A 14203-nucleotide genomic window follows, 5' to 3' on the forward strand; every position below is an offset into this window, starting at 1 on the left:
CATCAATTTATTGAAAGGAAAAGAATCCACTATGCTTGTTGTAGGAAAAGAATCCTTTTGCGCTTATCACACGATTCAAGAGGCGATAGATTCACTAGAGCAGGGGCCATCCGGTCAAGCGGATACGCTTTATATTTTGTCAGGGGTCTATAAAGAGGCAGTGCGGATTTATCGTTCTAATCTTACGATCATAGGGATTGGCTACGTGGAGATTGTTATGAATCGTTACGCGAAAGAGCGTGATGAAGCGGGCGAAGAAATCAATACATTCTCTACACCAACGTTATTTCTGGGCGGCAGCCACCTGATCTTGGAGAATCTGGTGATTACCAATAATGCAGGGCAGGGTGAAAATATCGGGCAGGCGGTAGCCGTGTATGCTAATTGTGATCAAACCGTATTCAGAAATTGTACTTTAAAAGGGTATCAGGACACGTTGTTCACGGGACCTTTGCCACCTGCACCCAAAGAGCGATCTACGTTTGGAGGTATACCACTGAGAAAGCACCATGCCCAATATCGGCAGTTGTATCAGCATTGCTATATAGAGGGAACAGTGGACTTTATATTTGGTGGGGCTACGGCTTATTTTGACAGATGTGAAATTCGCAGCTTGCGTCATAGTGAGAATCAAGCAGGTTATATTACGGCAGCCTCCACACCCGTGGGACAATCGTATGGTTATATTTTTAAAAATTGCTTTTTAACAGCGGCTCCTGATATTGCTCCGGTGTTTCTGGGCCGTCCATGGCGTGAGTATGCTAAAACCGTATTTGTAGATTGTCAGCTGGGTGCACATATTCATCCACTTGGCTGGGATAACTGGAACAACACCGCTAATGAACAAACCGTTTGTTATCAGGAATATGGCGTGAAGGATGCAATTCTCCTGAGTAAGCAACGCGTTTCTTGGGCAGATTGCTTTGAAGATGGGGACGAGACGTTGGATAAAGAGTTTGTTTTTGCTGGTACGGATTTTTGGAAATAGATAATTTAATTAACGAGTACACAAATAAAAAACGGTAGTCTAGACGAGAAGCATAAAGTCTTAGACTGCCGTTTTATTTATGTGTTGTATCACTTTATTTTTAATATGATCTTTCCTTTAGCTCTGCCCGATTCGGAATACTCCATCGCTTTCTGCGCCTCTACAAAAGGAAACACTTGATCAATAACAGGTTTTATTTGTCCGGACCTTATCAAATGCTTCGGTTTTATAATTGATAATTTGATCGGCTCCAAGTGACTTGACCAATTCTGCTCCAGCATCGCTTGTAGTAGTAGCCACGTATATCCCCATCGCTTTGGCAAGTTGGATAGTAAAAAGTGCCAACACCGCCCGCTCCCGCTTGAATCAATACCTTTTGTCATCACCTATCTTGAATTTTATAACTTTTTTTCCTGCTTGGATGACAATCTCTGAAAAATCATTTCCTAAAACTAGGGGCATATCGTATTTCAACAGCGTACGAACTTTGCCATCCCGCACTTTGAAATCGATAGGATTAATACTTGCTGCATGGATCTCTGCCAATACATCATAATCACCCACTGCGGGTGTAGGGACGTCGGCTAGTTGAAGAGGATATTTTCCGTATTTTTTAATTATCATTGCTTTCATCCTAAAAACTCCAACTCATTAATTATTCATTTTTGCTGTTCCAGAAAAATAACTCATCTCAACGGGGGAGATGGTTTTTGGTTCCGATCGGTCTTCGCTTTTATCTGAGCAGTCTCGGCGATATTTCCCTTGTTCCAGCTTTATATCAATAAAATCGACAACCTGCTGCAGCGACGAGATTTGGCTGACGATGTTTTCTCGATGGTTCCTTAAATGCTCCACCAGTTCAGGATAATCCGCGGGATCAGCGTCGGCGGAGACCGCCAAAAATGGCTGCATATCCTGCAAGGGCATACCTGTTTTTTTGAGGCAGGATAGCAGCCGGATTGTATCTATGTCTTCCTGCCGGTAAACGCGATGCCCGTTGTCCTTCCGGTCCGCCCGGGGAAGCAGCGCAATCTTTTCGTAATAGCGGATCGTATCCTCGGATATTCCGGTTTGCACGGCGGTTTCTTTTATCGTAAACGTTTGCTCTGCCTTCATACTCTACCTCCTGGAGATTGCTTTGTGTGTGCATTATACAACTTGGAGCTGACTCCAAGTCAAGACCTTATCTCTGGGACAAAATCTTTTTATTACGCCTTGACTTGGAGTCGACTCCAATTAATAAAATGTGCGTTAGAAGAGGAAGATATCCCGAATTCAGGAGGAGATTTACAATGAGCACTCAGCAACGTGAAAATATCGCATTGATTACAGGCGCTAACGCCGGGATTGGATTGGAATTAACTCGAAAACTGCTAGCGGAGGATTGGCAGGTGATTGCTTTGAACCGTTCCGATTTTCCGGCCGACGATGTGAACATCCAAAAAGCCATCAAAAACGGCTGGCTTCGTATTTATAAAACAACCGATCTCGCGGATTTTGCCAGCTTGAGAGGGACGCTGGAAGAGATCAAAGGCAAGGAGCAGCGAATCGATATTTTGTTCAACAATGCCGGCGGGAGCTTCCCCGAACTAAGCTATTCGAAACAGGGGCGCGAAAAGCACTATGAATTGATGACCGTTGTTCCGTATATTATTTTAATGGAATTGAAGGATATCCTACAAAAAGGACGCTTAAAAACGGTGATCAACACCTCATCCTCAGCGCTTAATTATACGAAAGAGTTTACGATAGAAATCTTGGAGCATCCCATAACCTTCCGCAAGCTGCTTGGTCCTTACGCCACCTCAAAGCTGGCATTATCGTTATGGACACAGGCCGCCGCGCCGCAACTTGCTAACGAGGGCATCATGATTCGCAGTGTTGATCCGGGTAGCAATAACACATTGCGAAAAGGGAAAAATTCTGGACTGCCTCTTATAGTTAAACCGTTGATGAAGCTGTTTTTCTCTCCGCCAACCCACGGCGCCGGCCAATTGTATGAGGGTGCTCTGGGAGAACACCGTGAAGAGACAGGTATATTTCTTCGGAAAGGCCAGGTTGCGGATTTGAAATTTAAGGATCAAGCCCGGAATGTTTTGGAAAGGATTAATAATATCTACGAAAATGAGTATCTTCGTTGTTAATCTGATCTTTAGATCTCTAATTTTTTTTTGTAATTCCTCCAAACGTATGAGATAATAGAGTTTTTCCGTTGATTCTATTTTTCATGGCATGGTAGAGATGCCTGATCAAATATTGGAGGTAGGCTTGTTGGCGAAACAGTATCCTTTTGAATATGATCGGACCAAACCTTTTATGGAGCAAGTAGGGGAATGGGTCGGAGATGTATTCTATGAAATTCTTCCTGAGGCTGGATTTGAAGTACGTGATGAACAGATATACATGGCCTTTCAGGTAGAGCGAGCTTTTGCCGAGAAAAAGACGATTTTTTCTGAGGCAGGGGTCGGAACAGGCAAGACATTAGTGTATTTGTTGTATAGCATTTGTTACGCGCGTTATATGGGCAAACCTGCGATTATTGCATGTGCGGACGAGTCCTTGATTGAGCAGCTTGTGAAACCGGAAGGCGATATCGCCAAGCTTGCGAAGCATCTGAACATGAATATTGATGCCAGACTAGCGAAATCTCCGGATAAATATATGTGTCTGAAAAAGCTGGATCAGGCTCGGAACCATGATGATGAAAGCTTACCACTGGAGAGCTTGTACAGTACATTACCTGATTTTGTACATTCACATGCACCGATGCAGCAATTCCATGCTTATGGAGACCGCAGAGATTACCCTGATCTGAATGACGAACAATGGAACAAAATTAACTGGGATACGTTTCAGGACTGCTTTACTTGCGATATGCGTCACCGCTGCGGGCAGACCTTGTCCCGTGATCATTACCGGAAATCAAGTGATCTGATCATTTGTTCCCACGATTATTACATGGAGCATATTTGGACCTATGAAGCGCGTAAGCGGGAAGGGCAAATCCCTTTGCTTCCGGATCACTGTGCGGTTGTATTCGATGAAGGACATTTATTAGAATCAGCGGCCATGAAGGCGCTTGGCTATAAGATGAAGCATGTCGTCTTTGAAGAATTGATTTCTCGCCTGCTACAGAACGAGATTCGTGAAACGCTGGCCGTTCTGATTGATGAAGCGATCATGCAAAGTGAGCAAATGTTCAAAGCGATTCGCCGTCAATGCCGAAACATACCTGGATCAGATCGGAAAAGCATTGAGCTGAATGCTTCATTGATTCGTGAGGTACACCGGATGCGGAGTGTAATTGCTGCTATCGAAGAAGAATTAGTATTCGAAAGCGGACTCTACACGATTGATGAATACCAACTCCGAATTGTGGAGGAACGTTTGGAGACCATAGAGATCGCTTTGCGATTGTTTGAGGATTCAGGGGCTTTAATCTGCTGGGCGACAGAAGAAAGCGATGGTCTAACGCTGTCGGTCATGCCACGAAATGTCAAAGAGGTACTTCAAGACAGCCTGTTCACGCAAAAAATGCCAATCGTATTCTCATCGGCTACATTGTCTGTGGATAAATCATTCGAATACTTGAAGGACAGTCTTGGGATACAAGATTTTTTATCCTTCTCTGTAGACTCACCTTATGACTATGAGCACCAGATGAATGTCTATGTGCCAGAGCTTCAGAGTGGGGATTTTGCTGAGAAAATGGAAATTTCCCTGAAGCTTATTCAGCGGACTGAAGGTAGAGCACTGCTATTGTTCCGTACTCGTGAAGAGCTTCTGCAGTTCAAGCAGCTTAACTCGTTACGACCGGAAAGCAGTTCATATTCATTTTTATATGAAGGGGATCAAGAAATCAGCTATTTGATTTCGGCATTCCAACGGGATGAGCATAGCGTGTTATGTGCGGTCACCTTATGGGAAGGGCTGGACATCCCTGGACCTTCATTATCTAATGTGATCATATGGTCGTTGCCGTATCCTCCGCTTGATCCAGTGTTTATGGCAAAACGGGCGGAAACCTCCACTCCTTTTGAAGATGTGGATTTGCCTTACATGCTGTTAAGACTCAAACAAGGGATGGGGCGGCTGATTCGAACCGGTACAGATCAAGGAATTGTAACTGTACTTGCGGAAGAGGAAGGGCAACATCCAGTACACGAATATATAACTTCTGTACTTCCAAAAGGGACTCGACTACAGAAGCTGGAAGCTTAAATATCACTAACGATTATAATTGCTCCTTTGGTGAGGCAGATGCTACGGCATTTATGTTTCACTCGAAGGAGCTTTTTTTGTCTAAAATTAAGCATAAGTATTCCTAATTTTACGGATAGGATATTGGTATTTAACTTCCGAGCGATGTCGTATTATTGTTGAGCATGGGATGTATTTATACAGCATCATCTAGAGATTCATCAAGGAGTGTATACGACATGGGTCAATCAGAAGGTTTGTATCAACCAGATCACAACAAAAAGGTTGGGTTTGCATTAGGGATAGGGCTAACCTTAGTTATCGCATTATTGGCGAAATTTTTAGCGGGTTTTCCATTCCTATCTATTATGGGGCAATTGGTCATTGCCATCTTAATCGGGATTATTTGGCGAGCTACGATAGGAGTGCCAAATAGCATCACACATGGCACCGATTTTTCCAGTAAAAAACTGCTTCGTCTAGGGATTATCCTGCTCGGTATGCGGCTTAATCTAATGGATATCGTTGCTGCAGGACCCCGGGTATTTCTTTTGGCAGTCATCGTCATTATATTTGCGATCTCCGTTGTATACGGACTGGCTCGACTGTTCAAAGTAGATAAGCGCCTCAGTATCTTAACTGCCTGCGGAACTGCGATTTGCGGTGCGGCAGCGGTGGTTGCCATCGCTCCACAGATAAAAGCCAAAGATGACGAAACTGCCATTGGTGCAGCTATAGTAGCTATATTAGGCACAATATTTACACTGCTGTACACATTTTTATATCCTTTTCTCGGCTTATCAGATTTAGGTTATGGGGTATTCTCAGGAGCGACTTTACATGAAATTGCTCACGTTATCGCGGCTGCGGATGCTGGTGGAAATGCTGCCGTTGATATGGCGGTCATCGTTAAATTGACCCGGGTGGCCTTACTTGTGCCAGTGGCTATCTTAATTGGGATTTGGTCCAATCGTGAAGAAAGAAAAGTGCAAGGTGGAGCGGCTAAAGCTTCGTGGAAAAGCATTCCAATCCCTTGGTTTATTCTAGGATTTCTAGTCGTCAGTGGTGTGAATTCGTTAGGGATCGTCTCCGCATCAGTAGCCAATGGAATCGTTACGATTGCTTATATGTTAATCGCTATGGCGATGGCAGGGCTTGGGTTAAACGTTGATTTGGCGGCATTTAGACGGCTTGGAATGAAGTCTTTTGCAGCGGGACTTATAGGCTCGGTCATGTTATCTCTAGTTGGATTTATGTTAGTTCACTTACTTGCACTAGCGTAGTTAGCATGTACACCCTGAGTATGAAATGAGTTACTTCATATCCTAACAGCGTCTTTCTCTTTATCATTTAGTGTGGTAGGGTATGCATGAAATGAATGGAGGGACTTCAGGTGAAGTATTGCATAGGTGAATTTGCTTCCATTCTCGGGGTAACTGCGGATACGCTGAGATTATACGAGAAACATGATATTGTTAGGCCTACAAAAGATAACAGCAATAATTATAGATATTTTAATGATTTAGATGCAAGGGATCTGTTAATGAGCAGATGGTATCGCAGTATGGAAATTCCATTGCCCGAAGTGGCACTTTTGATGAAGGAGTCCTCTATTGAGCAAGTTATGGGAATGATGCAGCAGTCTCGGCAGAGTTTAGAAGAAGAGATTAAGCAAAAGACGATGCTGCTAAACAAGATGAATGAAATTCATAAAGAGCTTAAGGAAATAGAGTCCTCACTATATATATGTAAACTTAAACAGCTGCCAGGCATGTACAGGCTTAAGCAAACGGATAAAAATGCATTATTAAAAAATGATATCGTAAAAAGCCTCGTCAACACTTGGATGGATAGGCTTCCTTATGCGTTTTATTCTTTTAAGATTGAGGACGCGGGGGTGTTATCCGGTGATAATAACTTTGACTATAGCTGGGGGCTTACCTTACCAGAGGAGGAAGTGCAGAAATTTGCGATGGATATCGATGAATATGTAGAGTACATTAGCCCGAGTACCTGTATCTCTGCTATCATGTTATCTACGGATGGACATTATATCACGAAGAAATCCTTGCAGTTTATGATAGATTACATCGAAGCAAATGGATATACTATAGCGGGTGATGTGGTGGGTAAATTAATGCTTACTGAAAAAATAGAAGGCAATAACCGCTCGTATTTGGAAGTGAATATCCCAATTCTATAAGTGTATTTCTATAAACACCTGCTCTGAGAGCGGGTGTTTTTTCTTTTTGGACAAGAATTGGACATTGACCTTGGTGCTGCACCAATGTTTATACTTCGGTATATAGCTTGGCAACGTTCGGTAGATATGTATAGATATGAATGTGAAAAATATCACGTTATTGGCGAGCTATAAGATATTAGATACTGGGGGAGAAGAGAATGCGCAACAGAAATTTCACCAAGAAAATGCTCATGTTAACTTTTTGTATGGTGCTGATCGTTTCCATGCTGAGCGGATGCAAAGGAAATGGGGAGTCGGCAAATTCGTCATCATCATCTTTTAAAGCCGGTACATTCGCTGGGGAAGCGGAAGGCAAAGAAGGCGTGATTAAAGTAGAAGTCACTATGGATGAGCCAGATAAAATTAAAGATATCAAGATCGTAAGCCAGTCAGAAACGGGTGGTCTAGGCGATAGTGCACTTGAAAAAATAAAAGATCAAATTCTGGAAGGACAAACCTTGGCAGTAGATGCTGTTAGTGGTGCGAGTCTTTCCAGTGAAGCAATGCTCGCGGCCGTTGAAGATGCCGTAACCAAAGGTGGAGGAAATCTGGAAGTCCTCAAAGCCGGTGGCGTGCAAAAAGCGGGTGAAGGTAAAACGGAAAAGCTTGAATCAGACGTAGTGGTAGTAGGCGCCGGTGCATCTGGTGTGTCCGCAGCGGTAACCGCTGCTGATAAAGGTGCCAAGGTTATTATTATCGAAAAAACAGGAGTTATCGGGGGAGCAAGTAATCTATCCTGGGCTGGTAAGTTCTATAATTCTTCCGCAGCTACTGACAATAATCTTAAAGTAAATGTGGAAAAAGAAATTGCCGATTGGATTGTCAACAATCACTGGAGAGTTGACGCTGCAGCGATTAGACAATACGTAACGAAATCCGGTGAAACTTATGATTGGTTAGCAGAAAAAGGGTATAAAACCAGCTTCCTGAACTTCTTCGGAGAGCAGCTGCATGTACTGCCAGCTTATGAAACCCGTGAAGAGACCCTTCGGAAAATGTTGGCTGAATCGGTTGAACAAAAGGGTGGACAAGTGATCACGGAAACCACTGCCAAAAAGCTGATTACCAATGAAGCAGGAGAAGTTACAGGTATTGTGGCTGAGAAATCAGACGGGACTACTCTTGAAATCACAGCAAAAAGTGTCGTAATGGCAACAGGCGGTTATGCCGCAAATTCGGAAATGGTTAAAGAAGCTTTTGGCTTTGAAGGGGTTAACGGAGGACTAGGTCAGAACGTTGGGGAAGGTCTGAAGATGGCTTGGGAAGCAGGAGCCAAGGTTCCTGATAACTTCGGTGGACAGATGCTGCACCAAACATTAGCCAGAGCAACACAAGGACTAAAAGCACAATATGAGCCTTTTGAAGCAAGTTATCCGCTGATGTTGACGTATCTGCCTAACTTCATGAATGTAGGTTCTTCCGGAGCACGTTTCAGAGATGAAGCAGCGACATTAACATCGGTCGCCGCAGCTAATACGAGTGCATTTAATGGTGCTTATCATATGGTTATCGTATCAAAATCACAATTGGCTGCTCTTCAGTCCAAGGGGATGAAAGGTGTTAACGCACCAAGCCTGCCAGGAATGCCACCAGAATTTTATGCCGAATTTGCAGATCAATTCACGTTAGAGAATCCATGGGTAAATGCAGAAAAGGTCTTTGATTCTATGGTAGAAAACGGAGATGGCTTCAAAGGAAATACAATCGAAGAATTAGCAACAAATGCAGGTATGGATGTAGATGTGTTTGTAGAAAATTACAATAGTTATAAAGAAGCTACAAAAACTGGTGTGGATACTGAATTTGGTAAAGCTGCTGATTATTTAGAGCCAATGGGCGAAGAAGGACCATATTATGCCATCGTCGCTGAAATCAACAACTTGGGTTCTGTAGGTGGCTTGCTAGTAAACACTAAGTTCCAAGTGCTAAATGATAAACGTACACCAGTAAAAGGATTGTTTGCTGTAGGGCTTGAATCGGAAGGCGTATTATTCAACGATACCTATGTTGGCAATGGGGTTGGAATTGGTTATTCCTTTACCTCAGGTCGTCTAGGTGGAGAGAGCGCGGCAAACAGTGCTTTGAAAGCTAATTAACGACAATTTCCCGGAAAATAATTCAATCTTTTTAAAGACGCAGAGTAGACAACTCTGCGTCTTTTTTTGCTGGAGATTAGAGCCAATCTTCTTTTAGCAAAGATTTAAGAAGCTCTACATTTGTTACTCCTAGCTTGGCAGCGATCTGCTGCTCTAATTCAATTTTGGTGATCATCATTCTGTTATTGCATTCTATTCCCTTTGGAGTGAGGACAATATTTTTGTCACGCTGATTTCCTTCGACTTCAACGGCTTCGACATAACCACGGGATAACATGCCTTGAATGCTTTTATGCGTGCCCTGTCTTGAAATATGAATTATTCTACTGATTTCTGAGATCGATAACATTTCTCGGGCCTCAAGAACTGCAAGAATGTGGGATTCGGTCTTATTAATTTGATCCGGGTCTTTGTCTGTCACTATTTTACGTAAAGCTAGATGCTTCTCACTGAGTAAATCGATCAGGTTCATTTTTTGCAGCTGCTTATTCATTAGAACACTCCTAAATCATGGCTCGTTTACCCCAGTATAAGACATTTGCGAATATTGTCAACTTGGTTGACTTGATTTGAGAATTTGTGTTATTGTAATCCAAGTTGACAATATAGAGATAAAAGGAGCTTGAAGATGGGAAGAAACAAAAAAGAAGCATTTTTATTTACGTTCATCATGTGTTTTTTGATGGTGCTGGGTATGAGTATTTACAATGTAGCACTAATGGAGGGTTGGTCAGGCACGTTAGTTAAGGATGTGATTGTCGGCTACTTGCCTGCATTTATAGTTGCACTCATTCTAGATGTATTTGTTGTAGGCAAGGTTGCGAAGGGGATCGCGCATAAGCTGGTTAAAGAAAATGATCCGATGATCAAAAAAATCATGTTCATATCCTTTTTTATGGTGACAGGAATGGTATTGTTCATGTCCTTGTATGGCGCAGTTCTACATGTTGGATTTTCTGCTGAACTACCAAGAGCTTATCTGTCTGCCATAGGTAAAAATTTTATTTTTGCACTTCCACTGCAAATCATTTTAGTTGGGCCGCTTACACGATTTATTTTTGTGAAAATTACTCCAGCAGTGTCTGCGTAGGGAATAAATCAATAGAAGCAATGTACAACAAAACGCTCTCCGTCTGCCTGAATAAGCAGAAGAGAGTGTTTTGTATTTTAAAAGATTAGAAACGTTTATCTATGGCTCGCTCTCTTACGCAAGCGTGTGAACTCTCTTTTTTACAGGTTCGAGTAGATTTAGGGCATACTCATTTCCGCTACCTTTGGGACTATCGTTGCGGATATGCTCCTCCAGACATAATCTGGAATCGTGATCCGCTTGATAATCAGGATGATTATCCAGATACCCCATTAGGGCTTGCCATGAGCCGTAGATATCATCAGTGCTTTCTGTCAGAGCATAGAGGCCGCCGTCGAGCCGCATTTCCTTTAGGTTAGCTGGTATCTTCACATTTTCCGGTATTGAGGCACAGAATCCATATCCGTAAGGTTTATTCTCACCACTTGGATGCGGGTTCGTATTGCCGCCAAACAGCCGTGCTGTGCCTAATAGTTGACTAGCTTCCAACCATTCATTAACTGGGATCATAGCTTCGTCTTCTGGAGAGGTACTAACCGCAACATTGTAGGCAAATCTCATAGCTGGAAGAGTAATGAATCTTACATGAATAGGGGTAGAGTGATTAATAGTTGGCATAGATATAACCTCCTCAGTTTTAGTCATACCATCCGATGGATTGCATGACTTTTCGTTTAGTTCAGATAATAATTGATTTGTAATGGGTTCCTCGATATGGGCAGATATCCACTGTAAAAAGAGATGGATTTCACCTTGTCTATTCATTAGTTCTGTTTTTTGATTGTGAATAGAAGCCGCTTGCTGGCTGAGCGCTTCGTACATGGACTGAACGGACATATGTTTAAGCACAGTTCCAATATCCTTGATGCTAATATCCAGCTTTCTTAATAATGAGGTAACCCGAATGGCGAGTATTGCTTTCTCATCATAAATCCGCCAGCCAGAGCTGCTATCCCGCTTACTTTCAAACAATCCTTGAGCTTCCCAGTGACGCAGAGTCCGACTCGTCAGTCCGAATTGCGCAGAAAGCTTATCAATGGTAACAAATCCGCTCATAGACAACTCCCGTTTCATAGTTTGATAAGGCGCCTTATGTGGATTATTTTAGCATTTAACGTTACGTCAATTGCAAGGAGAATTAATGATTGGGTATTCGAGATAATTTACATTTCTCATACAAAACATTGTCCAGTATTTAACGTCCAGCTTCTACAATCAAGATATTGGTAGAATGTACCTATTGCAATATGAGGCTTTATACGGAGGATGATATTGTTGAAAGCTAGGTCTATGCATCTAACTATGAAATGGAAGTTGATTTTGAGTTTTTCCGCCGTTGTTCTTTTCTTTTTGGGAGTAGCGTTTTATCAAAACCATAAAATCAGCCAAGTGGAGATTTCTATGGAAACGCAAAAAGCTGAGATGGAAAAACGAATTACCGTGTCATTAATTACGCAGCTGCTGCAGGAAATGAATGCGGTAGAATCTTCGTTAGCGGGTTCGAGTGATTTGGAGTTCGTCCAACCCTTTAAGGACAAGCAAACAAAGCTGACTAAAGAGTTGGCGACGGTGGATTTTGCGGCAGATTCGCCGGCATTTAAAGAGTTAGAACAATTACATAGTCAGATTGGGGAATATACGGGATATTTTGACGAATTGGTAAAGACCATAGAAGATGAGCAGCTCGATCCCATGAGTGTGCTGGAACAAATCGATGAATTACATACGAAGGCTACAGCGTTGAGTGAAGTCATGCTAGTGACTAATGAAAAATTGTATACGGCAGCAGCAGAAAATGCAGAAAAAGCACAGGATTATTCTTTTGATCTGCTTAATCTAACCACCTCTATAGTTGCTTACGCAGCTGTGCTAGTGTTTATTTTCACATTAGTGATTGCGGTTATGCTCATACGTTCCTTCCTGAATCCTATTCATAAACTGCAATTGGCTCTGCGAAAAATTGCCGAAGGAGATTTGCGTCAGCAGATTAACTCACCTTACAACGATGAGTTGGGCAGTTTGAGTCATCATTTTGATCATATGGTGGAGCGGGTCCGGGAAATGCTTCAGCATACCCAGTCAGTAGCCTCTTCGCTGGCAACTTATTCGCATTCTTTTCAAGAATCTTCATCTATAACAGCGCATACGAATCAAGATATCGTAAGCACTATACAGGAAATTTCGGTAGGCGCAGAACAGCAGGCAGGACAATCCGAGCAGAGCGCTGGCCTGATTCAGGAGCTGGAACGTGAAGTGAACGAGATCACGGAGTATACCGAGGTTATGCTGGCTACCAGTCAAACGGCTAATCACAATACTCGTAAAGGATCTGAATCCGTCATCGCCCTCCGGGAGGTGTCTGAGCATTCGCGAGAATCTGTTAATAAAGTATATCTGGCTTTAACCAAACTGAGTGATCAATCAAAGGACATCTCGCGCATCACTAAATCCATAACAGATATTTCTAATCAGACCAATATCCTCTCACTTAACGCAGCAATTGAAGCAGCCCGCGCGGGTGCCTACGGAAAAGGGTTCGCTGTCATCGCTGATGAAGTAAGACAATTATCTGTGCAGACCAAAGAGTCCTCCGTACATATCAGTCAGATTATTAGCGAGCTGCAATCCGGGATGGATGAATTCCAGCAATATATGCTGGTGACCAAAGGAAATCTTGAGGAACAGGATCATAAAGTGGCCGAAACGTTGTCCTCTTTCGAAGCGATTGATCAATCTATTGTGGAGATTAGTAAACAGATTGGGCAAATTCACGACAAAGTGGATATGACTCAGACTATGAACCGTAGACTCGCAGAGTCTGTGCATGCCGTCGCGGCCATCGCCGAGGAAACTGCGGCAGGAGTGCAAGAGGTGAACGCCTCCAGCGTACAGCAGGATCATGCTATCCGTGATATAGCCCGTCAAGCCATTGAGATTAATGAAATTTCGCAGAATTTATTCAAAGAAATCAATATTTTTAAGATTGATTCAGATGGGGACGATGGGGTCAGCGATGAAGGGGACAGGGATACAAAGCATGCTGGCACTCCAGAAGCTGGGGACACATTAGGAGACGCATTAGGAGATGATACATTAGGTGCTGGCGATCCTCCAGATGATAGCGGTACTCCAAATGATGGTGGTACACCAAATGCAGACGCTTCTAAAGAGGGGTCTTATCTGACAATCTCTGCGTAGCTCAGCGGGAATTGGCATTCGTAGCGTAAGGTGGAATAGAGAATAGAGAATAGAAAATAGAGAATAGAGTAGGGAGTAGGGAGTAGGGAGTAGGGAGTAGGGATTAGAGTAGAGAGTAGAGAGTAGAGTCCAGAGATTAGAGTTTATAGAATAGAGTTTAGAGATGAGAGGCTAAAGTTTAGCGCTTAGTGAGGTTCTACCTGCCGTTTTGATTTTAAGTGTATTTTATACAACTAAAAAGGTTTGTATTTAGCTTGATTAGGGTTTAGTTGTATTTAGTGCAGCTATTTCGAGCTGAAAAGGGGATAGCGGCTGTTTAGTGGGGATTTAATTGCATGAAATACAACTAAAACCAGGTGGGAGTGCACATACCTGAAAATAGTTGT

Annotated in this window: 11 protein-coding genes and 1 pseudogene; 8 read left to right on the forward strand and 4 right to left on the reverse strand. The window is 42.8% G+C overall.

Annotated features, from left to right (window positions below; genetic code table 11):
* Positions 1–31: 31 nt before the first annotated feature.
* Positions 32–988: a pectinesterase family protein gene (locus PODO_RS09505; RefSeq protein ID WP_036679262.1), complete on the forward strand. Its 957-nt coding sequence runs from the start codon at positions 32–34 to the stop codon at positions 986–988.
* A gap of 89 nt (positions 989–1077) precedes the next feature.
* Here the strand turns inward: PODO_RS09505 and PODO_RS30500 are convergent.
* Positions 1078–1621, reverse strand: a pseudogene (locus tag PODO_RS30500) (zinc-binding dehydrogenase).
* Positions 1622–1639: 18 nt separating this feature from the next.
* Entirely contained in the window at positions 1640–2104 is a 465-nt protein-coding gene (locus PODO_RS09515; protein ID WP_038569741.1) for a MerR family transcriptional regulator, read from the reverse strand.
* A 176-nt stretch (positions 2105–2280) separates the two neighbouring features.
* Between PODO_RS09515 and PODO_RS09520 the strand changes: the two genes are divergently transcribed.
* From PODO_RS09520 to PODO_RS09540, 5 genes are all read left to right on the forward strand, one after another.
* Positions 2281–3132, forward strand: coding sequence for an SDR family NAD(P)-dependent oxidoreductase (locus PODO_RS09520; protein ID WP_038569743.1), 852 nt, complete (start codon positions 2281–2283; stop codon positions 3130–3132).
* A gap of 172 nt (positions 3133–3304) precedes the next feature.
* Complete coding sequence (locus tag PODO_RS09525; RefSeq protein WP_425311689.1) at positions 3305–5209, forward strand: ATP-dependent DNA helicase; 1905 nt, start codon at positions 3305–3307, stop codon at positions 5207–5209.
* 218 nt (positions 5210–5427) lie between these two features.
* Positions 5428–6471 (forward strand): YeiH family protein, encoded by a 1044-nt coding sequence (locus PODO_RS09530; protein ID WP_038569746.1) that lies wholly within the window; start codon positions 5428–5430, stop codon positions 6469–6471.
* Between the two features lie 110 nt (positions 6472–6581).
* Positions 6582–7391: a MerR family transcriptional regulator gene (locus PODO_RS09535; protein WP_036679284.1), complete on the forward strand. Its 810-nt coding sequence runs from the start codon at positions 6582–6584 to the stop codon at positions 7389–7391.
* A gap of 200 nt (positions 7392–7591) precedes the next feature.
* Entirely contained in the window at positions 7592–9529 is a 1938-nt protein-coding gene (locus PODO_RS09540; RefSeq protein WP_038569748.1) for an FAD-dependent oxidoreductase, read from the forward strand.
* A 76-nt stretch (positions 9530–9605) separates the two neighbouring features.
* Here the strand turns inward: PODO_RS09540 and PODO_RS09545 are convergent, their stop codons facing one another.
* Complete coding sequence (locus PODO_RS09545) at positions 9606–10022, reverse strand: MarR family winged helix-turn-helix transcriptional regulator (protein ID WP_038569750.1); 417 nt, start codon at positions 10020–10022, stop codon at positions 9606–9608.
* A gap of 135 nt (positions 10023–10157) precedes the next feature.
* Between PODO_RS09545 and PODO_RS09550 the strand changes: the two genes are divergently transcribed.
* Complete coding sequence (locus PODO_RS09550; RefSeq protein WP_038569752.1) at positions 10158–10619, forward strand: DUF2798 domain-containing protein; 462 nt, start codon at positions 10158–10160, stop codon at positions 10617–10619.
* Between the two features lie 114 nt (positions 10620–10733).
* Here the strand turns inward: PODO_RS09550 and PODO_RS09555 are convergent, their stop codons facing one another.
* Entirely contained in the window at positions 10734–11675 is a 942-nt protein-coding gene (locus PODO_RS09555; RefSeq protein WP_038569754.1) for a MerR family transcriptional regulator, read from the reverse strand.
* Between the two features lie 345 nt (positions 11676–12020).
* Here PODO_RS09555 and PODO_RS09560 point away from each other — a divergent pair, with 345 nt between their 5' ends.
* Positions 12021–13817 carry a methyl-accepting chemotaxis protein gene (locus PODO_RS09560; protein ID WP_169744756.1) on the forward strand — a complete coding sequence of 599 codons (1797 nt, stop codon included), beginning with the start codon at positions 12021–12023 and terminating at the stop codon, positions 13815–13817.
* Positions 13818–14203 lie beyond the last annotated feature (386 nt).

Source organism: Paenibacillus odorifer (genome assembly GCF_000758725.1).
Taxonomy (GTDB): Bacteria; Bacillota; Bacilli; order Paenibacillales; family Paenibacillaceae; genus Paenibacillus_AQ; species Paenibacillus_AQ odorifer.